Annotated in this window: 20 protein-coding genes; 14 read left to right on the forward strand and 6 right to left on the reverse strand. The window is 69.6% G+C overall.

Annotated features, from left to right (window positions below):
* Positions 1-111: 111 nt before the first annotated feature.
* The 4 genes from AC1DH3_RS02215 to AC1DH3_RS02230 all read left to right on the forward strand — a co-directional run bounded on the left by AC1DH3_RS02215 (position 112) and on the right by AC1DH3_RS02230 (position 3,682).
* Entirely contained in the window at positions 112-573 is a 462-nt protein-coding gene (locus AC1DH3_RS02215; RefSeq protein WP_441417111.1) for a GatB/YqeY domain-containing protein, read from the forward strand.
* Positions 574-812: 239 nt separating this feature from the next.
* Complete coding sequence (locus AC1DH3_RS02220; protein ID WP_476908491.1) at positions 813-1,466, forward strand: hypothetical protein; 654 nt, start codon at positions 813-815, stop codon at positions 1,464-1,466.
* Positions 1,467-1,680: 214 nt separating this feature from the next.
* Positions 1,681-3,273 (forward strand): ABC-F family ATP-binding cassette domain-containing protein, encoded by a 1,593-nt coding sequence (locus tag AC1DH3_RS02225; RefSeq protein ID WP_476908492.1) that lies wholly within the window; start codon positions 1,681-1,683, stop codon positions 3,271-3,273.
* Between the two features lie 67 nt (positions 3,274-3,340).
* On the forward strand, positions 3,341-3,682 hold the full coding sequence (locus tag AC1DH3_RS02230; RefSeq protein ID WP_476908493.1) for a hypothetical protein: 342 nt from the start codon (positions 3,341-3,343) through the stop codon (positions 3,680-3,682).
* 92 nt (positions 3,683-3,774) lie between these two features.
* On the opposite strand, the gene corA is transcribed toward AC1DH3_RS02230, so the two are convergent.
* Positions 3,775-4,770: a magnesium/cobalt transporter CorA gene (gene corA, locus AC1DH3_RS02235; protein WP_476908494.1), complete on the reverse strand. Its 996-nt coding sequence runs from the start codon at positions 4,768-4,770 to the stop codon at positions 3,775-3,777.
* Positions 4,771-4,777: 7 nt separating this feature from the next.
* Complete coding sequence (locus AC1DH3_RS02240; protein WP_441417116.1) at positions 4,778-5,335, reverse strand: Lrp/AsnC family transcriptional regulator; 558 nt, start codon at positions 5,333-5,335, stop codon at positions 4,778-4,780.
* Between the two features lie 157 nt (positions 5,336-5,492).
* Between AC1DH3_RS02240 and AC1DH3_RS02245 the strand changes: the two genes are divergently transcribed.
* Positions 5,493-6,734, forward strand: a complete 1,242-nt coding sequence (locus AC1DH3_RS02245) for an MFS transporter (RefSeq protein ID WP_441417117.1) — start codon at positions 5,493-5,495, stop codon at positions 6,732-6,734.
* Positions 6,735-6,756: 22 nt separating this feature from the next.
* On the opposite strand, the gene AC1DH3_RS02250 is transcribed toward AC1DH3_RS02245, so the two are convergent.
* Positions 6,757-7,263 carry an Lrp/AsnC family transcriptional regulator gene (locus AC1DH3_RS02250; protein ID WP_175321256.1) on the reverse strand — a complete coding sequence of 169 codons (507 nt, stop codon included), beginning with the start codon at positions 7,261-7,263 and terminating at the stop codon, positions 6,757-6,759.
* Between the two features lie 133 nt (positions 7,264-7,396).
* Here AC1DH3_RS02250 and AC1DH3_RS02255 point away from each other — a divergent pair, with 133 nt between their 5' ends.
* Entirely contained in the window at positions 7,397-8,560 is a 1,164-nt protein-coding gene (locus tag AC1DH3_RS02255) for a trans-sulfuration enzyme family protein (protein ID WP_476908495.1), read from the forward strand.
* Here AC1DH3_RS02255 and AC1DH3_RS02260 read toward each other — a convergent pair.
* Complete coding sequence (locus tag AC1DH3_RS02260; protein WP_476908496.1) at positions 8,557-9,912, reverse strand: MFS transporter; 1,356 nt, start codon at positions 9,910-9,912, stop codon at positions 8,557-8,559. The two genes, AC1DH3_RS02255 and AC1DH3_RS02260, sit on opposite strands and share 4 nt — an antisense overlap.
* 90 nt (positions 9,913-10,002) lie before the next feature.
* Between AC1DH3_RS02260 and AC1DH3_RS02265 the strand changes: the two genes are divergently transcribed.
* A complete protein-coding gene (locus AC1DH3_RS02265; protein WP_476892165.1) occupies positions 10,003-10,986 on the forward strand; it encodes a LysR family transcriptional regulator in 984 nt (327 codons plus the stop codon).
* Positions 10,987-11,107: 121 nt separating this feature from the next.
* Here the strand turns inward: AC1DH3_RS02265 and AC1DH3_RS02270 are convergent, their stop codons facing one another.
* Positions 11,108-12,157, reverse strand: a complete 1,050-nt coding sequence (locus tag AC1DH3_RS02270; protein WP_476908497.1) for a nitronate monooxygenase — start codon at positions 12,155-12,157, stop codon at positions 11,108-11,110.
* 51 nt (positions 12,158-12,208) lie between these two features.
* On the opposite strand from AC1DH3_RS02270, the gene AC1DH3_RS02275 reads away from it, so the two are divergent.
* Positions 12,209-13,138 carry an N-acetylglucosamine kinase gene (locus AC1DH3_RS02275; protein ID WP_476908835.1) on the forward strand — a complete coding sequence of 310 codons (930 nt, stop codon included), beginning with the start codon at positions 12,209-12,211 and terminating at the stop codon, positions 13,136-13,138.
* A gap of 33 nt (positions 13,139-13,171) precedes the next feature.
* Here the strand turns inward: AC1DH3_RS02275 and AC1DH3_RS02280 are convergent, their stop codons facing one another.
* Positions 13,172-14,209: a pirin family protein gene (locus AC1DH3_RS02280; RefSeq protein WP_476908498.1), complete on the reverse strand. Its 1,038-nt coding sequence runs from the start codon at positions 14,207-14,209 to the stop codon at positions 13,172-13,174.
* Between the two features lie 65 nt (positions 14,210-14,274).
* On the opposite strand from AC1DH3_RS02280, the gene AC1DH3_RS02285 reads away from it, so the two are divergent.
* The 6 genes from AC1DH3_RS02285 (at position 14,275) to AC1DH3_RS02310 (ending at position 19,912) form a co-directional block, all read left to right on the forward strand.
* Positions 14,275-14,727: an NUDIX hydrolase gene (locus AC1DH3_RS02285; RefSeq protein WP_175321262.1), complete on the forward strand. Its 453-nt coding sequence runs from the start codon at positions 14,275-14,277 to the stop codon at positions 14,725-14,727.
* A 259-nt stretch (positions 14,728-14,986) separates the two neighbouring features.
* The gene (gene rsgA / locus AC1DH3_RS02290; protein WP_476908499.1) at positions 14,987-16,141 is read left to right on the forward strand and encodes a ribosome small subunit-dependent GTPase A; all 1,155 of its coding nucleotides are present in this window, start codon (positions 14,987-14,989) and stop codon (positions 16,139-16,141) included.
* Positions 16,142-16,402: 261 nt separating this feature from the next.
* On the forward strand, positions 16,403-17,500 hold the full coding sequence (locus tag AC1DH3_RS02295) for an ABC transporter ATP-binding protein (RefSeq protein ID WP_441417124.1): 1,098 nt from the start codon (positions 16,403-16,405) through the stop codon (positions 17,498-17,500).
* Positions 17,500-18,210: an ABC transporter permease gene (locus tag AC1DH3_RS02300; protein WP_441417125.1), complete on the forward strand. Its 711-nt coding sequence runs from the start codon at positions 17,500-17,502 to the stop codon at positions 18,208-18,210. The genes AC1DH3_RS02295 and AC1DH3_RS02300 overlap by 1 nt, the downstream gene beginning before the upstream one ends.
* Entirely contained in the window at positions 18,207-18,953 is a 747-nt protein-coding gene (locus AC1DH3_RS02305; RefSeq protein WP_476908500.1) for an ABC transporter permease, read from the forward strand. The genes AC1DH3_RS02300 and AC1DH3_RS02305 overlap by 4 nt, the downstream gene beginning before the upstream one ends.
* The gene (locus AC1DH3_RS02310) at positions 18,950-19,912 is read left to right on the forward strand and encodes an ABC transporter substrate-binding protein (protein ID WP_441417127.1); all 963 of its coding nucleotides are present in this window, start codon (positions 18,950-18,952) and stop codon (positions 19,910-19,912) included. The genes AC1DH3_RS02305 and AC1DH3_RS02310 overlap by 4 nt, the downstream gene beginning before the upstream one ends.
* Positions 19,913-20,057 lie beyond the last annotated feature (145 nt).

Consider the following 20,057-nt stretch of genomic DNA (forward strand, 5'->3'; position numbering starts at 1 on the left):
GCCTGTACCTGTGGACGGCAGGCCGTAGGCGGCCCGGCATCGTCATTCGCACGCTCCTGGGGGAAACTGGCCTGTAGGGCACCCCGCTAACGATCTAGGAAAGAGGACACCATGACGCTCAAAGAGCGCCTGAAAGAAGACGTTGTCACCCACATGAAGGCCGGCAACAAGACCGCGCTGACTACCGTCCGCAACGTCCTGGGCGAGATCAGCACCCGGGAGAAGTCAGGCAAGACGCCGGTTGAGCTAGACGACGCCCAGGTGACGTCGCTGCTGCAGAAGGAAGCCGCCAAGCGTCGCGACACCGCCCGCATCTTCACTGAAGCCGGCGAAACCGACCGCGCCGCCGCCGAGGTCGCTGAAGCCGAAATCATCGAGGCATACCTGCCTAAGGCGCTCACTCGCGACGAGGTGGAAGCGATCGTCGACGAGGCCATCGCTGCGCTTAAGGCCGACGGTCAGGAGCTCTCCATGCGCTCCATCGGCGCGGTGATGAAGCCGGTCACCGCCAAGGTGGCCGGTCGCTTCGACGGCAAGTCCGTCAGCGAGATCGTCCGCAGCCGCCTGGCCTGAAAAGGGACACGGTGATGCACAGCCTCCGCTGCCAAGCCCCGGGGGTGCCAGGCCCCCGGGCGCCCGGCAGGCGCCGGACCAGTGCCTTTGAGCCGCGGCTGACAGTGTTTTTCCCAAGGAATTCCGCAGGAATTCCTTTCCCGCCCCGGACCTTGCTTTCTGTTCGGTAACGTTGCGCGCGGCTGGCGGTGTGGAACCGCGAGCCGCCCTCAACGTACGAACTCTGGAAGGATCACCCCTTGGCAGGAATCTTCACCTGGCTCAGCGCCCTCGGTACTGCAGGCAAGGCCACCGTCGTTGCCGCCGTCGTCGTCACGGGTGGTGCCGGCGCCGCCATGGCTGCCACCGTAACGGAACTCAGCTCGGACCCGACCGCCACCGTCTCTCCCGAACCGACCGCCACCGAGACCCCGACGGCGGATCCGACGGTTGAGCCGACGGAGACCGCTCCCGCCCCGGAGCCGACGGAGACCGCTCCGGCCCCGGAGCCGACGGAGACTGAGACCGCTCCCGCCCCGGAACCGACGGAGACGGCGCCCGCCCCGGAGCCGACCGAGACCGCTCCGGCCCCGGAGCCGACGGAGACTGAGACGGCGCCCGCCCCGGAGCCGACCGACGGCGATGATGCTGACGAGGCCGGGGAAGACCAGTCAAACGAGCACGAGAAGTCCTCGGAGCACGGCAACAGCGCCTGGGCCCACCAGAACGCCGCTGCGCACCGCGCAGCCGGGCTCGCGAAGGCCGCCGAGCACCGCAATGAGCACGCCGCCACCCCCGCGGTTCCGAGCTACGGATCCGGGGCGGTCACCGCAGCCGTTCGCGCGCCGGGCCACGCCGAAGCACCCAAGGCCGCGCACGCCAAGCCCAGCGGGTCGGGCAAGCACCACAAGTAAGCATTGGTCCAAAGACCCCGTACCGCATCGCGGTGCGGGGTCTTTGCTGTCTCCGTGTCCGACCGCTCCGCCCGTTCGGGATAGTCTGAAACCCCGGCCCGCTTACGGACGCCCGCCCACAGTTCCGGCGTCGGCGGCGGATATCGTCGGCCAGCCCCCTCCCGGACAGCCCCCGGGAATCGCCGGGGCCAACCCCCTTGAGAGGACAGCAGCAATGAGCCTGATCCGGCTGCACGACGTCAGCGTCCGCTTCGACAACACCCAGATCCTCCGCGAGGCGTTCTTCCGCCTCGAAGCCGGCGACAGGGTCGGCCTGATCGGCAAGAACGGATCCGGCAAGACCACCATCCTGAAGCTGATCCTGGACCAGGTGTCCCCGGACACCGGCACGGTCAGCGTGGACCTCGGAACCAGGGTGGGGTACTTCTCCCAGTTCTCCGAGCTCAACGGCGACGCGACCATCACCGAAGTCCTCGACGGGTTGTTCGGCGAGATCAAGGCGGTGGAAGCCGAGCTTGCCGCCATTGATGCGGCCATCGCCAAAGATCCCGCGGCAGATGAGCTGGACCGGCTGATCGGGCGGCAGGCCGGACTGTTCGAGGACATGGACCGGCTCGACGGCTGGGACTACCCGCGCCGCATCGATACGGTGCTGACCACTCTAGGGTTCGACGACGCGCACCGCCATTGTGCGATCGACGCGCTCTCCGGCGGCTGGCGCAACCGTGCCGCGCTGGCGAAGATCCTGCTCGAAGGGCCGGACGTCCTGCTGCTCGACGAGCCCACCAACTTCCTGGACGTCGCCGGTGTCGAATGGCTGGAAAGCTGGTTCCGCGATTTCAAGGGAGCCGCGGTCATCGTCTCGCACGATCGGACGTTCCTGGACGCCGTCGTGACCCGCATCATCGAGGTGGAGAACTTCCACCTGCACGAATACCCCGGGAACTTCGGCGAATACGTGATCCAGAAGCAGTTCCGGCTCAAGACCCTCGAGCAGCAGTTCGTGCACGAGTCCGAGCTACTCGCGTTCGAGGCCGAAGGGATCGCCGACCGCCGTGAAGCCGCCAAGGCCGCCGGCCGCGGCCTGGGCAACCAGCTCGCCAAGATCAAGAAATCCCGGACGCCCCGGCCGGTGGACCAGATTGTCACCGAGATCTACGGCGGGCTGCACGTGAAGGACGTGCTGTGCCGGGTGGAGGGGCTGGGCAAGTCCTACGGCGAGAAAGTGTTGTTCGATGATTTGAGCTTCGAAATCCGCAGGGGCAACCGGATTGCCGTGCTGGGTGCCAACGGCAGCGGAAAGTCCACCCTGCTGAAGGTCCTGACCGGCGAGGAGGCCGCCGACGCCGGCGAGGTGGCGTGGGCGAAGGGCCCCGGCTTCGTTTCGTACAACCGTATGCTGGAAGACCTCGACGACGGCGACACCGTCTCGCACGCCGTCAACGCGCTGCCGGACAGCCTGGCCTTCAGCGCCACGAAGAAGTCCGTCAACCGGTTCCTGGCGATGTTCCAGTTCTCCGAAGCAGACCTCAAGCAGAAGATCGGGAACCTCTCCGGCGGCCAAAAGGCACGCGTGGCCATGGCGCAGTGCCTGCTCTCCGGCGCCTCGGTGCTGCTGCTTGACGAACCCACCAACCACCTGGACCTCTCCAGCACCCAGGTGATGGAGCGGGCGCTGCTGCACTTCCCCGGCGCCGTCGTGGTAGTCAGCCATGACCGGTTCTTCACCGAGAAGATCGCCACCCGCCAGCTCATCTTCGGCGCAGCCGGAGCCGCGCCCGGCGAAGTCGGCCAGCGGGCCGCCTAAGCGGTCAAGCCGCCCGGGGCAGCCGCCCGGGGCAGCCGGCGCGCCGTCGTCGCGGGATAATGGGGCTATGGCCGGGCAGCGACGGGAACAGGACCGTGACCCGTGGGAGGAGTTCGACCGGCTCGAGCCGGCCGCGGAGGACCGCGTGGGCGGCTACCCGGGCGGTGAGCCCCACGGCTTCGGCTTCCGCACCGGGGTGCGCAGCGCACGCGTGGCCTTCGGCTTCGCCGTCTATGCCCTTGTCCTCGGCAGCGTGCTGGTCCTTCTCGGGACGATCTACTTCATCGGCCACGGGCAGTGGCTGTGGCTCGGGCTGATGGCCGTGATCGAGAGCTGCTTCGTCCTCGCGTTCATCCGCCTTGTGGCCCAGGCACGCCAGCGCCGCTCAGGAGGCCGGCCCGACGCGTAAATGATTCCATGACGCGCAAAAAGGCTGGCGTGGCGGGTATGCCCCTCGCGTCAGCCCGTATACGCGTCGACAGGACATTGGCGCCGCGCCGGCTAGAGCCAGCCCTTGCGTTTGAAAATGGCGTACATGAGCGTTGCCGTGCCCGCCATCATGAAGAGCGCCATCGGGTAGCCGAAGGTCCAATGCAGCTCCGGCATCCGTTCGAAGTTCATGCCGTACACACCGGCGACAAAGGACGGCGCGAAGAAGATGGCGGCCCAGGAAGAGATCTTTTTGACCTGCTCGTTTTGTTCCGCACTGGCTTCGTTCTGGCGGTTCGCCGTCAGCGTGCCGTCCAGGGTGAGCGCGTTCTGCAGCAGGTCGCGGAAGGAATCGGCGCGGGAAATCAGCCGCTCCACGTGGTCCTCGACGTCGCGGAGGCTGTGCTGCAGTTCCGTGTCCACCTGGTACTTCTCGAAGCCCCGCCGGAGCTGCTGCATCATGGCCGGCAACGGGTGGATGGCCCGCTGGAAATGGATGACCTCCCGGGCGAGCTCGTAGATGCGCCGGGAAACCAGCGGATCCCCGCTGAAGAGCTGGTCCTCGATCTCGTCGATGTCGTTCTCCAGCCCGGCCACCACTGGGACGTAATCATCCACCACCTGGTCCATCAGGGCGTAGAGAACCGCCTCGGGGCCGTGGCAGAGCAGGTCCGGGCGCCGCTCCAGCCGGCGCCGGACCTGGCCCACGACCGCCGTCTCGGCGTGCCGGACGGTCACCACGAAGTTCCGGCCGGTGAATACGTGCAGCTCACCGAACTCCACGGTCTCGGTCTCGTCGAGGTACCGGGCCGGCCGGAGTACGGTGAAGAGGTTGTCATCGTAGCGTTCCAGCTTGGGGCGCTGGTGCGCGGAGATCGCGTCTTCCACCGCCAGGCCATGCAGGCCGAACTCCTCGGCGACGGCGGCCATTTCCTCTTCCGTCGGCCGGTACAGGCCGATCCAGGCCATGCCGCCGTGTTCGGTCAGGGTCTCAAAAGTCTGTTCCAGGTTGCGCGGCTCGGCACGCCGGACGCCGTCAACGTAGACGGCGTTGTCAATGATAGTCACGGGGACATTATCCAGTCTTTAGCTGTGGATCCGCGGCACCGGCCCGCCGCGAGGCCGACCGGCCGGGGGCAAGGGCGCTGCCCTGGGCAAGCCGGCTGATGAGCGGCTCGGTCCGGTACGGGATGTGGGTGTGCAGGGCCAGCACGGTCTCGGTCCGGATGACGCCCTTGATCCTCAGGATGGACCGCAGCGCCGCCTGGAGGTTGTGCGTGTCGGTCGCCACCACCCGGCACCAGACATCGCCGCGGCCGGAAATTTCGTGGACCTCCAGGACCTGGGGGATCAGGCGCAGGGCGCCCACCACGCCGTCGAGTTCGCGGTGGTTGACCTCGATCGTGACGAAGGCGACGACGTCGTACCCCACCGCCTCCAGGTCGATTTCCCGGCCGCCGTCGTGCAGCAGACCGGAGCGCAGCATCCGCCGGACCCGGGACTGCGCGGTGTTCCGCGCGATCCCGAGGGCGTCGCTGAGTTCGCCGATCTGGATCCGCGGGTCCTTGATGAGTTCGAGCAGAATCTTCAGGTCGGTGGGGTCCAGACTGTTCAAATCATCACTCCGGTTCATGCTTGTGGTCCGTGATTGACGGTTTTGATCAATTTTGGCACAGAACTTGGCTGGAAAAGTCATTCGTACCGCATTCTGTAGATATCAATCTTAACCGGGCCGGCGCCTCCCCACAGGGTACGCGTGCGGCCCGCTTCGATGCAGCAGGGGCACCGCTATGACCGTCTTCAGCGAACTTCGCATGCGCCCGGCCACGGCAGAACGCTGGGGCTGGGACGCTTCCGTCACCGCACGGCTGGTGATGGCCGGCGTCGTGATTTTCACGCTGCTGGTCGGCGCCAACCTGGCGACACCGCTGTACCCCCTGCTGCAGGCCAAACTTGGCATCACGGCCCTGGACGTCACGGTTGCCTTCTCCGCCTACGTCCTGGCGCTCGTGGCCACCCTCATCCTCGCCGGACACTGGTCGGATCACATCGGCCGGCGCGCTGCCCTGGTCCTGGCCGTGCTGGTAGGCCTCGCCGGGGGCTTCGTCTTCGCCACCGCCAACAGCCTGCTGGCGCTGTCCGCCGGCCGGGCGCTGCAGGGCGCCGCGGTTGCCCTGGCCACCGGCGCCAGTTCCGCGGCCCTGCGCGAGCTGCTGCCCAGCCGGCCCGAGTGGGCCTCGCGGTTTACGCTGCTGGCCTCCGCCGGCGGGGTGGCGGCGGGGCCGGCCATTGGCGGGGTGCTGTCCGTGCTTCCCGGGCCGACGTCCACGCCCTATTACCTGCACTCCGTAGTCCTGGCCGCCCTGCTGGTGCCGCTCTACCTGCTCAAGGCCAGGCCCGCCATCACCTCGGTCGCGGGTCCCCAGCCGCTGAAGGTCCTCGCACCCCGGCGCCCCTCCGTGTCGAGGGAGGCGCGGGGCGCGTTCTGGCTGGCCTCGGCGGTAGGGTTCCTCAGTTTTGCCGTCTTCGGATTCTGCCTCTCGCTGGCTCCCGGCTATTTCGCGCAGATTGTCCATGCGGACTCACGGCCGCTGATCGGTCTGCTCGCGGGACTGACCCTGGCGGCGTCGGCGCTGAGCCAGCTGCTGGCCGTACGCGGGCGCTTCGTGGTGCCCGTAGGTCTGTCCCTGCTCGCCGGTTCCGTGCTGCTGATCGCGGCAGCCGCGGCGTGGAGTAGTCCTTGGCTGCTGATTGCCGCCAGCATCACCGCCGGCCTGGGCCAGGGCGTCTCGTTCCGGACGGTCTTCAACGATGTGGCCGGCAAGGTGGAGGCGTCGCGCCACGCCCAGATCATCAGCACCGTCTACGTGATCACCTACCTCGGCAGCGCCTTCCCGGTGATCGGGCTGGGGCTGGCGGCCGGATACTTCGGCCTGCAGGCTGCCGTGGCCGGTTTTGTGGTGCTGTGCGCGCTCGTTGCCCTCGGCTTGGCGGCCGTCACGCTGCGCAGCGCCCTCCGGCAGCGGGCCTGAGCCCGCAGCCGGGCGGAAACCCCTAGTCCGGCAGCGGCCCGTGGTTGCCCTGGATGTGGTCGAACACCAGGGTGGTCTCGGTGTGGCCTACGACCGGGTCGGTGGCCAGGTTGTCCAGCACCCAGTCGCGCAGGTCCTCCGTGGTGGCGACGGCGATATGCAGCAGGTAGTCCACCGAACCCGAGGTGTGGAACGTGGACAGCACGGCGGGCAGCTTGGGGACCCGGGCCGTGAAACGGTCGATCTGTTCGCGGTCGTGGGCGCGCAGCCGGACGGCAATCAGCGCCTGCACCGAGCGGCCCACCGCGGCAAGGCTGAGCTTGGCCTCAAAACCCTGGATGATCCCGCGCTCGGACAGGGCCCTGGTGCGCATCAGTGCCGTGGACGGTGCGATCCCCACCAGTTCGGCCAGCTGCTTGTTGGAAATCCGGGCATCCGCGACCAGGGCCGCGAGCAGGCGCTCGTCAATGGCGTCCAGGGGTTCGCCGGCTCCGGCTCCCGGCCGAACATTCTTCGTGGTGCTGCTCACGGATCCTCCTTGATGTGTTGTGAGTTCATCATAAACGCCACTATCTGACAGTTCCATTCAGAACCCCTGTAAAACGCCGAATTATTGCCAGATACTTACCGCATTCAATGGTGAATATTCATAAGGAGTAACGGTGCTTTCTCAAGACTCGCTGGCGGTCCACGCCGGCCGGAACGGCCTCACGGAACTCGGCGTCCACGCCGTCCCGATCGACCTGTCCACCACGGCGCCGCTGCCCTCCGTCCACGACGGCGGCCTCGCCTACGAACAGATGGCCACCGGCGGCCCGCACCTGGACGGGCAGAGCACGGTCTACCAGCGGCTCTGGAACCCGACCGTCGCCCGCTTCGAAGACGGCGTCGCCCTGCTTGAGGCCACTGAAGAAGCCGTCGCCTTCGCCACCGGCATGGCCGCGTTGAGCGCGGTGCTGCTCGCCGTCGTCGCCACCGGGAACAAGCACGTGGTGGCGGTCCGGCCGCTCTACGGAGGCAGCGACCACCTGCTGGCCTCCGGGGTGCTGGGCACCGAGGTCACTTTCACCACGCCCGACGGCATCGGCGCGGCACTGCGCCCCGACACCGGGCTCGTCATCCTGGAGACGCCGGCGAACCCGAGCCTGGAGCTCGTCGACATCGCCGCCGCGGCGGCTGCGGCGGACGGCGTGCCGCTGCTGGTGGACAACACCTTCGCCACTCCCGTCCTCCAGCAGCCGTACCGGCACGGTGCGGCCATGGTGCTGCACAGCGCCACTAAGTTCTTCGGCGGCCACGGCGACGCCATGGGCGGCGTCGTCGCCGTTTCCCCGGAATGGGCCGTCCGGCTCCGGCAGATCCGGGCCATCACCGGCGGCATCCTCACGCCGTGGCCGGCGTACCTGCTCCACCGGGGCCTGGCGACCCTGCCGGTCCGGGTGCGGGCGCAGCAGGCCAGCGCCGAGAAGGTCGCGGCCGCCCTGGCGGAGCACGGGCTGATCCGGCGGGTGTTCTATCCGGGCCTGCCGGAGTGCGATCCGCGCGGCCTGGTCGGCACCCAGATGGCGGGCCCGGGCTCGCTGCTGGCGTTCGAGCTGGCCAGCGCCGAACATGCCGAGCGCATTCCGGCAGCCGTCAGCATGATCACGCACGCCGTCTCGCTGGGCGGCATTGACACCCTGATCCAGCACCCCGCGGGCCTGACCCACCGGCCGGTCGCCGCGGAGGCCAAGCCGCACGCCAGCCTGCTCCGGGTTTCCGTGGGGCTGGAGGACCCGGCGGACATTGTCGCCGATCTTGTGCAGGCCCTCGAGGCGACCCGCTAGCGCGCCGCGCTCCGCCCTGGGGATGCGCTCGGGGCGACGGCGCCGCCCGCGCCGGCGGGATGCACGACGGCGGTGATCACCGCCGTCGTGCAGGCCAGGCCCATCACGGCGAGGGCGAGGGCGGTCCAGCCCAAGGACTGGAACAGCAGGCCGCCGGCCCAGCCGATGACGCTGGATCCCAGGTAGTAGGCGAGGTTGTAGAGCGAGGCCGCCTGCGCGCGGCCCGTGCTCGCGATCACCCCGGTCCAGCCGGAGCCGATGCTGTGGGCCGCGAAGAAACCGCCGGTGAACAGCAACAGCCCGGCCAGGATCAGGACCAGGAGCTCGGTCAGGGTCAGTGCGAGCCCGGCGACCATAAGGACCGTGCCCGCCACCAGCACGCTGCGCCGGCCGAAGCGCAGCGTCAGCCCGGCGGCCCAGCGGGCGGAGACGGTGCCGGAGAGATAGGCAAGGAAGATCAGGCTGATCAGGGTGGCCGGCAGGCTGAAAGGTTCGCCGGACAGCCGGAAACCGAGGTAGTTGTAGACGGCCACAAAGCCGCCCATCAGCAGGAACGCCTGGACGTAGATGGCCAGCAGCCGCGGGTTCCGGCCGTGGCCGGCGAGGGTTGCGAGGGCGCCGCGGAAGCCGCTGGCGGCCGCGGCGGTGAAATTCCGTGCCGGCGGCACCAGCACCAGGAACAGGACGGCGGCGGACGTCGCCATCACGGACACGGCCAGTGCTGCGGCCCGCCAGCCCCACAGCTCGCCCACCGGACCGGCCACGAGCCTGCCCGCCAGCCCGCCGAGGGTGGTGCCTGCGACGTAGGTACCGGCCGCCAGGGCGGCGTGGGCCTTGTTCACTTCCTCGTTCAGGTAGGCGATGGCGATGGCCGGGATGCCGCCCAGTGCCATGCCCTCGAGCATCCGCAGGCCCAGCAGGACCGGGAAGCTGGGTGCCAGCGGGGCCAGCAGCCCCAGGACGGTGGCCGCGGAGATGCCCCAGGCCATGGCACGCACCCGGCCGATCCGGTCGGCCAAAAAGGACCACGGCAGGACCGTCGCGGCCAGGCCAACGGTGGCCAGGGAGATGGTCAGGGCCGCCTCGGCGGCCGTCACCTGCAAATCGGCGGCGATGATCGGCAGCACGGCCTGGGTTGAATAGAGTTGGGCGAAGGTCGCGACGCCGGCGAAGGCCAGGCCGGCGAGGATCCGGCGGTAAGCCGCCGAGCCTTTGGGATGGCCCGCCCACGCGGTAACCCGGCCGTCGGCTGCGGGGCTGCCGTCCGCCGCGGTGCCCGCATCAGCTGCGGTACCCGCATCAGCTGCGGAACCGGGCTCGGTTGCGGGATTGCGGAGGGGGAGGCGGGGCATGTCCCCAGAATAGGTCCCGGAAAGACATGCTTCCAATGCATGTTTCTCATAGTATTCATGGCAAATACGGAACGATTGAGAGGGTTGGGCATGGACGTTGAGCACAAGCAGCTCGTCCAGCTGCTGCCGCTGCTGCCCCTGCTGGCCGAGCTGGGGCGGACCCAGCACATCACCGCCACGGCCGAGGTGCTGGGACTGCCCCAGTCGACGGTGAGCCGTGGGATTGCGCGGGCCAGCGGCATCATCGGGACGGAACTGCTGATCCGGGACGGACGCGGCGTGCGGCTGACCCCCGCGGCCAAGGCGCTCCTCCCGCACATTGAGGCCGCACTGGGCGAATTCCAGACCGGGCTGGACCTGGTCCGGCACGAGTCGGAGGTGGTGCGCGGCCGGATCGCGGTGTCGTTCCAGCACACCTTCGGCGAGGCGATGCTGCCGCTGCTGATCAGTGCCTTCCGCAGCCGGCATCCGCAGCCGGCCTTCGACCTCAGCCAGGGTGCGCGGGACGGCTGCCTGGCCGAACTGGCCGCCGGGGACGCGGACCTGGCACTCACCGCCCCGATCGCGGCGCCGAGCCGGCTGATCTCCTCGGCTGCCCTGTACCGGGAACCGCTGCGGCTGGTGGTCCACCACCGGCACCCGCTCGCCCGGCGTCGTCGTGCCCGCCTCGCGGAGATCCGTCAGGACCCGTTCGTGGCGATGGGCCCCGGCTACGGCATGCGCTCGCTGACGGACGCACTGTTCCGGGAAGCCGGATTCAGGCCCCGCATCGCCTTCGAAAGCCAGGACTCCCACACGGCCAGGGGACTCGTCTCGGCGGGGCTGGGTGTAAGCATCCTGCCGCCCGGCGGACTGGCCCCCGGACGCCACACCCCGGGGCAGTCCGGCGACCTGGGCTGGGTGGAACTGGCGCTCGATTCCGGCCTTGCGTTCCGGGAGATCGGCCTGGCCTGGCGGGAACGGCGCGGGGGAGCGGACGCCGAGCCGGACCCGGTGCGGCTGTTCCGCGAGCTGGTGCTTAGCGAGGGCCCGGCGCTCCTGGCCGGTTTTGTCCGCGGACGCTCGGGCACCTGAGCCGGACGGCCCGCGCACGCACCGTCGTCGCCGTTCTTCGCTCGCGGGTTCCGTCCGGGCTCGACGTCTCCACACGGCGAGTCCGCAGCGACGCCGCGAGCGGGCAGGCCGCCCGCGCCGCTCAGCCCAACAGGCCCGGCAGGACGTCCGCGACGGAGGCGGCGCGCGCCTGCTGCCAGCCGGTTCCGGCCCAGAGGTTCAGCCGCTCCGCATCCCCGACGGCGGCGGCGGCCGCGCGCAGCGGGGCAGTGAGGTGGTGCACCGCCGGGTAGGCCTCCGGCGCGTCCGGGTGGTCCCGGACGAACTCGTTGACCAGCGCCCGGGCCGGCCGTCCGGTGAAAGCCCTGGTCAGGGCCGTCCGGGTGAAGTGCGGGCTGGCCAGGGCGTCCTTGTGCAACTGCCGGGCGCCGCTCTCCTCCGTGCGCAGCAAGGCCGTGCCCAGCTGGGCTGCCTGTGCGCCCGCGGCCAGCACCCGGTCCACGCCGGCGGCGTCCATGATCCCGCCCGCCGCGACGAGGGGGAGCGCGACGGCGGAGCGCACCGCCGCAATCAGCTCCGCCGTCGTGGCCGGCGCGGCGGGACCCGGCACGGCTGAACCCGGATCGCCTGACACGGGCAGGAACGCCGCGCTGTGGCCCCCGGCGCACGCATGCTGCACCACCAGGGCATCCACGCCCTGTTCGGCCGCCTGCCGGGCCTCGGCCGCGGTGGTGACCGTGGCCAGTACCGCCGACCCCGCCCGCTGCAGGGCGTGGACCACGTCCGCGCCGGGGAGGCCGAAGGTGAAACTGACCAGCTCCACCGGATCCGCCAGCAGGGCCTCGACTTTGGCCTGCCACGCGTCGTCGTCATCGAGCCGCAAAGTCGGGAGCTCCACACCGTAGCGCAGGGCGTCTGCGCGCAGCTGCAGCCGGTATGCCTCGAGCTCGGCCACGGTGGCCGCGGAGGGCGCCAGCTGGGCCGGGTCCGGGACGAAGACATTCATGCCGAACCGCGCACCGGACTCGCGGACGGCGCGGATGTCCGCCAGCATGGCAGCAACGCTCTTATAGCCCGCGGCCAGGAAGCCCAGACCGCCGGCCTCGTGCACGGCCGTGACGAAGGCCGGAGTTGAAGTCCCGCCGGCCATCGGCGCGGCGATAATGCGGGTACCGAAGATATCGCGGGACATTGCTCGCTCCTGTCGGTGATTCAGTAGGCTGTTCCGGTGACTCATTCTGACATCCCCACCCCGCCGGACGCCGTTTCCGCCGCCGCGCATGCCACTACATCCGGCGCCGTGATCGGACTCGACATCGGCGGCACCAAGACCCGCGGGGTCCGGTTCGAGGCCGGCACGCCCGTGGCCGACGAGTCCGTGGGCAGCGCGAACGTCCAGAACGTCACTCCCGAGGAAGCCGCCCGGAACCTCGCGGAGCTCTTCGCCCGGATTGGCGGCGGTGACGTCGCCCAGGTCTACGCCGGAGCCGGCGGGATCGACACCGACGACGACGCCGCGGCGCTCGCCGCGCTGATCGCCCCGCACGTGCCCGGCGCCAAGATCACCGTCGTGCACGACTCACGGCTCCTGCTGGCAGCCGGCGGGGCCAGCACCGGCGTCGCCGTGATCGCCGGAACCGGCTCGGCCGCGTGGGGCAAGAACAGCCGCGGACAGGAAGCCCGGGCCGGCGGCTGGGGCTATCTGCTCGGCGACGAAGGCAGCGGCTACTGGCTGGGTCGCGAGGCCGTGCGGCACAGCCTGCGCCGGATGAACCAGGGGCTGGAACCGGATGAACTTACCAGGGCCCTGCTGGATTCCTGCGGGGTGGGCCACCCGAACAAACTCATTGCGTTGTTCCACTCACCCGAGACCGGACGCCGCTTCTGGGCCCAACGCGCCCGGCTCGTCGTGGCGGCGGCGGACGCCGGCCATGAGCCGAGCCGGGAGCTGATAGACCAGGCCGGCCGCGACCTCGCCGCCATGGCCGAGCAGACCGTGAGGCAGCTCGGCATCGAGGGCCCGGTCATCCTGGGCAGCGGGCTCGGCATGAACGTGCCGCGGCTGCAGGAATCGTTCCGCGCTGCCCTGGCCGCGGCCGGGATCACCGACGTCCGGGTGCTGCAGCAGGAACCCGTGTTCGGGGTGCTCCAGCTCGTCGCCGAGCAGGGCTAGCGGCAGCCGCAGCGGCGGGAACCTAGGACGGAGTCACTGCCGGCGTCGCGGCCGCAGCGGCACCCCCGGCAACGGCGGCGCCGGGATGCGGCCGGCTTCGGATCCGGCGTCGGGACCATGTCCGCGCACCAGCCCGAACCGTGCCCGCGACGCGTCGTCGTCGGAGAGCCCGGCCTGGGCTTCCCAGTCCAGCCGTGACTGCTCCACCTCTTCGTGGCTGCGGCCGACGAAGTTCCACCACATCAGCAGCTCCTCCTCGAACGGCTCGCCGCCCAGCAACAGGAAACGAGTGCCCGGAGCGGCGTCCAGGTCCAGGCGGCTGCGCCCGGAGCCGAGGTAGCCCAGCGGGCCCGGCCGCACCTCCTGGCCGTCCAGGTCCAAGGCGCCGTCGAGCACCAGCACGGCGTGCTCGAACTCCGGCCGCAGCGGCAGGCTGATGCCTCCGGTGCAGCTGATGTCGGCGCCAACGATCGGGGAGTACATGGTGGCCGGCGAGGTGGTGCCCGCCAGGGTCCCCACCATGACGGTTGCACTGAAGCCGTCGCCGCGGACCACGGGCAGCTCGCGGTGCTGCTCGAAGGCCGGTGCGCGGTGCCGTTCGGAGTCCGGCAGCGCGACCCACAACTGCAGCCCGCGCTGCACGGGCAGTTCCGGTGTCGGCCCGCCCGGAACCCCGTTTACGGGGAGCACCGCGAATTCGGAGTGCGAAACGCCGCGGCCCGCCGTCATGATGTTCAGTTCGCCCGGGCGGACGATCACGTCGCTGCCCACGCTGTCCCGGTGCCGGATGTTGCCGGCCAGCGGCCAGGTGACAGTCTGCAACCCCGTGTGCGGGTGCGGCAGCACGGACATGGACACCCGGTCCGGTCCGAAGCTGTCCAGGAAGCACCACGCGCCCACCGTCGGCAGCCCGCGCTGCGGCAGGGTCCGCGAGACGTTCATGGCGCGGACGCCGCCCAGCGGAACCTCCCTGGCCGGCCACAACTGCAGGCACGGGCCGCTGGCGGTCCCCTCCACGCTGTGGGCGGCGGGGCAGACTTCTTCGGGCGGAAGGACTTCGAGGTTGGTCACACTCAAACTTTAGGGCCGAACCGGGAGATCCGGCAGGGCCCGCGCTGCGCCGTTACGCTGGAGCAATGACCCTGCCATTCGATACCCGCCCGGCTGCCTACGGACTGATCCTCCGGGATGACTGCCTCCTGCTCGCGTACTGGAAGCAGGGCGGCAAGGAGGGCTGGACCCTGCCGGGTGGCGGTCTGGATCTCGCCGAGCACCCCGTGGACGGGTGCCGCCGGGAGATCTACGAGGAGACCGGCTACCACGCTGAGATCGGCGCCATGCTGGGGATCGACGTCGGGCATTGGCCCGCCGAGAGCCGGCTCGACGGCGGCCACCGCGACTTCCAGTCCCTGCGGCTGGTCTATGAAGCGAGCATCACCGGCGGGGAACTGCGGCATGAGGTAGGCGGCAGCACCACGCACGCGGCCTGGATCCCGCTGGCCGAGGTGGCGGGCCTGAACCGGGTCTCACTGGTCGATGCCGCGCTCCGGCTGTACCGCGAGCGACCGCTGGACGGAAAGCTCGCCTGAGAAATCCCTAGCCAGCCGCGGCGCGGGCGGTTACCCTAGAGAAACCGCGGCCGGGAAGGCCGCCCGATGAGCCCAGCTGTGGGCCAGATAGCCGGGGAGGTGGAAGCAATGAAAGCAACGGAACTGCGCGCGCAGCGCACACCCCAAAGCCCCATCATTATTCCTGCCCCGGCAGTCTACACCTCCTAGCCCTTACAGCTGACCGGTCTCTCCAGACCGCAGCGGGCAATGCGCAGCCGGGCCCATCAAAGGGTTTTCATTGAATCTTCAGTTCAGCCACCACTCCGGCCTCCAGGGGCCGGCCCGTTTCGGTTTCACCGAGGCCGTCACGGAACTTTTCGCCGCCAATCCCGTCCCCGGCGGCACCAGAGCCGGGCGGGTGGTCCGGGTGGACCGCAACCTCGTGCTGGTCGCGGACCATGCCGGCCAGGCACAGCTGCCCTACCCGCGGACCGGACCCATCCCGGCCACCGGCGACTGGGTCTGGCTCGGCAGCAACCCGGTGGGCGATCCAGCCATCGTGGGCGTGCTGCCGCGCCGCTCAGAGCTGAGCCGCAAGCGCGCCTTCGAGGCATCCTCCGAAGCGCAGGTGCTCGGCGCCAACATGGACATCGTCGGCGTCGTGGTGCCGGTGGACCGTCCGCTCACGCACAACAGGCTCGAACGGACACTCGTCGCGGCCTGGGATTCCGGCGCCACCCCGCTGGTGGTGATCACCAAGGCAGACCTCGCTGAGGTGGCGGACGACGTCGTCGGGCAGGTCATGCTGCAGGCCGCCGGCGTCGACGTGGTCACCACCTCCGCCGAGCAGGGCGATGGCCTCGATGACTTGCTGGCTCATCTGCCGACCGGCGGGACCATCGTGCTGCTGGGCCCCTCGGGCGCCGGGAAGTCCACCCTGATCAATGCCCTCGTCGGGTTCGAGGCGCAGGAAACGGGTGCGGTCCGGGCCGGTGACGGCAAGGGCCGGCACACCACGACGTCCCGGGAGTTGGTGCCACTGCCCGGCGGCTCGGTGCTGATGGACACGCCCGGGGTGCGCGGCTTTGGCCTGTTCGATGCCGGGGACGGCATGGACGAGATGTTCGGCGATCTCGAGGAGCTCTTCACCCGGTGCCGGTTCACCGACTGCGCGCACGGCCGCGAACCCGGCTGCGCCGTGCAGGCCGCGCTCGCGGAGGGTGCCCTGGACGAGCGCCGCTGGGCAAGCTACCTCAAGATGCAGCGCGAAGTGGCGGCGCTGGCCCGGCGCCACGACGCCGCCGCCCGGCGGGCGTACCAGCGGGAGTGGCATCAGAAGGTGGTGGTGGCCAGCCGGAGCCAGCGGGCGGCCGAGCGGCTCAGCCACGACCATCCCCGCAGGGGAAAAGACAACGGAAAAGGCCACGGTAAGGGCAGCGGTCGGGCGACGTGACACAGTGCCGGTCCCGGACCAGCGCGGGGTCCGGGGCCGGGTCTGAACCCGCGCCCATCCAAATCCCGCCCGGCGCCGAATGCCAAGGGTAGCCCCGGCGCCGCCGACGTTATCAGGCCCGTTTCTTCGATTCTGTGCTCCGACATCGCCAGCGGTGGCAGCTACGCTGGGTCATACCCGCTTTACAGCCAAAAATCAGCATGCATATGATCAGTTGGCTGGACCGTCCCATGTTGCCGCCAACAGTTAGGTAAGCCCGGAATGGCAGAGGCCATGATCGAGTTCCAGAGCGTCACCAAGCAGTACCAGGGCGGCCAGGCCGCCGTCGACGATCTGAGCATGTCTATCGACAAGGGCGCCATCACGGTCTTCGTCGGCCCCTCGGGCTGCGGCAAGACCACCTCGCTGCGGATGATCAACCGCATGGTCGAGCCGACCTCGGGCACCATCACCGTCAACGGGCAGGACGTCACCTCCGTGCCCGCCGCGCAGCTGCGCCGTTCCATGGGCTACGTCATGCAGTCCTCCGGGCTGATGCCGCACCGGTCCGTGCTGGACAACATCGCCACCGTCCCGCGGCTCAACGGCGTGTCCAAGGCGGCATCCCGCAAGCGCGCGGAGGAGCTGCTCGACGTCGTCGGCCTCGCCTCCGGCCTCGGCCGCCGCTACCCCTCACAGCTTTCGGGCGGCCAGCAACAGCGCGTGGGAGTGGCCCGTGCCCTCGCCGCAGATCCGCCCGTGCTGCTCATGGACGAACCTTTCAGCGCGGTGGATCCCGTGGTGCGCGATGAACTGCAGAAGGAACTGCTCCGCCTGCAGCGCGACCTGGCCAAAACCATCGTGTTCGTCACCCACGACATCGACGAGGCCACGGTGCTCGGGGACAAGGTGGCCGTCTTCGCCGGCGGCGGCAAGCTGGCGCAGTACGCGACGCCGGAAGAGATCCTGCGGGCCCCGGCGAACGACTTCGTCGCGTCCTTCGTGGGCCGCGACCGAGGCTTCCGGCACCTCGCCTTCAGCCCCTCCGACGGCGTCACGATCCACCCGGTCGACACCGTCCGCGCCGACGCCCTCGGCCGTGACGGCGGCCCCGGAGCGGGCGAGTGGCAGCTCGTGGTCGACGCCGACAACCGGCCGCTGGGCTGGAGCGCGCCGGGCGCCGGAGCGGCGACCGTCCCGGGCGGTTCCCTCTTCCACAAGGGCGAGACCCTGCGCCGCGCGCTGGACGCGGCCCTGTCCTCGCCGTCCGGACTCGGCGTCGCTGTCGACGCCGACGGCCGGGTGGCCGGTGTGATCACGGCGGAAGAAGTGCTCGCCGTGATCGAAGCGGACCGCCGGGTCCGGCAGGGCGTGCGCTGATGCAATGGTTCCTGGCCAACAGCGGGCAGGTCTTCAGCCTCGCCGGCCAGCACCTCGTCCTGGCGATCCTGCCGATGCTCTTCGGCCTGCTGATTTCGATCCCGCTGGCCCAGCTTGCCAGGCAGAACCGGACCCTGCGCACCGTGGTCCTGACCGCGTCCTCGCTGCTTTACACCATCCCGTCGCTGGCTCTCTTCATCATCCTGCCGACCGTGCTGGGGACCAGGATCCTGGACCCGGTCAACGTCGTAGTGGCCCTGACCATCTACGCCGTCGCGCTCCTGGTCCGGGCCGCCCTGGACGCGTTTGACTCCGTGGACGAGGACCTGCAGCAGGCCGCCGTCGCCATGGGCTTCAAACCCCTGGCACGGTTCCTGCAGATCGACCTGCCGCTGTCCCTGCCGGTGCTGTTCGCCGGGCTCCGCGTGGTCTCGGTCAGCAACATCTCCCTGGTCAGCGTCGCCGCCCTGCTGGGCATCGGCAACCTGGGCATGCTCTTCACCTCCGGGCTGCAGCGCGACTTCGTCACCGAGGTGATGGTGGGCATCATTGCGATCCTGGTGCTGGCATTGCTGATGGACTCCGTTTTGGTCCTGCTCGAACGCCTCCTGACCCCGTGGACCCGGGCAGGCGCCGGGAAAACCGGGAAGCCCGGGGAGCCGGCCGCGGCCCGGCGGCTGTCCGATTCCACGGCTGGGGCGTCCGCATGAGCAACGTCATCACCGACACCGCCGCGTGGCTCGCCGACCCGGACAACTGGTCCGGCAGCACCGGCATTCCGGTTCGCCTGGCCGAGCACCTGCAGTACACCGGCCTCGTGATGCTGTTTGCGACCGCCATCGCCGTCCCGATCGGCCTTTACGTCGGCCACACCGGCCGCGGCCGGGTGGCCGTGGTGGCCCTCGCCGGGGCCCTGCGCGCCCTGCCGACCCTGGGCCTGCTGACGCTCTTCGTCCTGCTGGCCGGGATCGGGCTGATGCCTCCGGTCTGGGCGCTGGTGATCCTGACCGTGCCGCCGTTGCTGGCCGGGACCTACGCGGGAATCTCCAGCGTGGACCGGAACGTCGTGGACGCCGCCCGGGCCATGGGCATGACCGAACTCCAGGTGCTCTTCCGGGCCGAGTTCCCCAACGCGCTTCCGGTGATGTTCGGCGGGTTCCGCACCGGAGTCCTCCAGGTGATCGCCACGGTCTCGGTGGTCGCGTACATCAACCTGGGCGGCCTGGGCCGCTACCTCTTCGACGGCCTGGTGCTCTCCGACTTCCCGCAGATGCTCGGCGGCTCGCTGCTCATCGCGGGACTCGCCATCGCCGTCGACCTTGTCCTCGTCCTATTCCAGCGGCTCTTCCTGTCCCGTGGGGCCGCCAACAAGCCAAACCGAAGCCAGCAGGCCGCGGTTGATCTCACAGACCCCGCACCGGCGGAGACTGTTGTCCAAGGAGGTACGTCATGAAAGAAAACCGCCAACGAGCCCTCGGCAGGCGCGCATTCGGCGGCCTCGCCGCCGGCGTCGGCCTGGCCCTGGCCCTGTCCGCCTGCGGAGGCTCGTCCAACCCGCTGTCCTCGGCACCCGCGAGCGGCGGTTCCTCCGGGGGAGCCGGCGGCGCCCTCGTGATCGGTTCGGCCGACTTCACCGAGAGCCAGATCATCGCGGAGCTCTACGCCGGGGCACTCAACGCCGCCGGCGTCACCGCCACCACCAAGCCGAACATCGGTTCCCGCGAGGTCTACTTCAAGGCCGTGCAGGACGGCTCCGTGGACGTGATCCCGGACTACAGCGGAAACCTGCTGCTGCACGTCAACAAGGACGCCACCGAGATCTCCGCCGACGACATTGCCAAGGCACTGCCGGGCAAGCTTCCCGACGGCCTGGCCGTGCTGGACGCCGCCAAGGCCGAGGACAAGGATGCCATGGTGGTCACCAAGGCCACCGCGGAGAAGTACAAGCTGAAGTCCATCGAGGACCTGGCCAAGGTCTGCAACGAGATCGTGGTCGGCGCCCCCGCAACGTTCGCCGAGCGCGCCTACGGGCTGCCCGGCCTGAAGAAGAACTACAACTGCGAGCCCAAGAAGCTGGAACCCTTCAGCGACGGCGGCGGCCCCGTCACGGTCAAGGCCCTGCTTTCGGACCAGGTCCAGGTGGCCGACATCTACACCACCACCCCTGCCATCGCGGACAACGACCTGGTGGTGCTGGAGGACCCGAAGAACAACTTCATCGCCCAGCAGGTCCTGCCGCTGTACAACAAGGCCAAGATGACCGACAAGGCGAAGGAGGCGCTCAACGCCGTCTCCAAGCTGCTCACCACTGAGGACCTGATCAACCTCAACCGGGCGGTCGGCGGGAGCGAGAAGCAGAACCCGAAGGACGCCGCGGCAGCGTGGCTCAAGGACAAGGGCCTGGTCAAGTAGACCGGAGCTTTTGAGCGTTCGACGGCGGCCGCCGGATCCGGAACCCCCGGACCCGGCGGCCGCCGTCGTTCCGCCGCCGTCGTAACGCCGCTCGGTGCCAGGCGGCCCCGGGGAGCCCGTGTGACGCGGACTTCCGCTGTGAGAC

The sequence above is a fragment of the Arthrobacter sp. 05L428 genome (genome assembly GCF_056397665.1).

Excerpts from the sequence above, each read along its gene's own strand:
- AC1DH3_RS02265 (WP_476892165.1), top strand. The coding sequence starts at position 10,003 with ATGGACGTTGAGCACAAGCAGCTCGTCCAGCTGCTGCCGCTGCTGCCC.
- AC1DH3_RS02230 (WP_476908493.1), top strand. The coding sequence starts at position 3,341 with ATGGCCGGGCAGCGACGGGAACAGGACCGTGACCCGTGGGAGGAGTTC.
- AC1DH3_RS02260 (WP_476908496.1), bottom strand. The coding sequence starts at position 9,912 with ATGCCCCGCCTCCCCCTCCGCAATCCCGCAACCGAGCCCGGTTCCGCA.
- AC1DH3_RS02215 (WP_441417111.1), top strand. The coding sequence starts at position 112 with ATGACGCTCAAAGAGCGCCTGAAAGAAGACGTTGTCACCCACATGAAG.
- AC1DH3_RS02245 (WP_441417117.1), top strand. The coding sequence starts at position 5,493 with ATGACCGTCTTCAGCGAACTTCGCATGCGCCCGGCCACGGCAGAACGC.
- AC1DH3_RS02295 (WP_441417124.1), top strand. The coding sequence starts at position 16,403 with ATGGCAGAGGCCATGATCGAGTTCCAGAGCGTCACCAAGCAGTACCAG.
- AC1DH3_RS02270 (WP_476908497.1), bottom strand. The coding sequence starts at position 12,157 with ATGTCCCGCGATATCTTCGGTACCCGCATTATCGCCGCGCCGATGGCC.
- AC1DH3_RS02300 (WP_441417125.1), top strand. The coding sequence starts at position 17,500 with ATGCAATGGTTCCTGGCCAACAGCGGGCAGGTCTTCAGCCTCGCCGGC.
- AC1DH3_RS02240 (WP_441417116.1), bottom strand. The coding sequence starts at position 5,335 with ATGAACCGGAGTGATGATTTGAACAGTCTGGACCCCACCGACCTGAAG.
- AC1DH3_RS02305 (WP_476908500.1), top strand. The coding sequence starts at position 18,207 with ATGAGCAACGTCATCACCGACACCGCCGCGTGGCTCGCCGACCCGGAC.
- AC1DH3_RS02310 (WP_441417127.1), top strand. The coding sequence starts at position 18,950 with ATGAAAGAAAACCGCCAACGAGCCCTCGGCAGGCGCGCATTCGGCGGC.
- AC1DH3_RS02285 (WP_175321262.1), top strand. The coding sequence starts at position 14,275 with ATGACCCTGCCATTCGATACCCGCCCGGCTGCCTACGGACTGATCCTC.
- AC1DH3_RS02225 (WP_476908492.1), top strand. The coding sequence starts at position 1,681 with ATGAGCCTGATCCGGCTGCACGACGTCAGCGTCCGCTTCGACAACACC.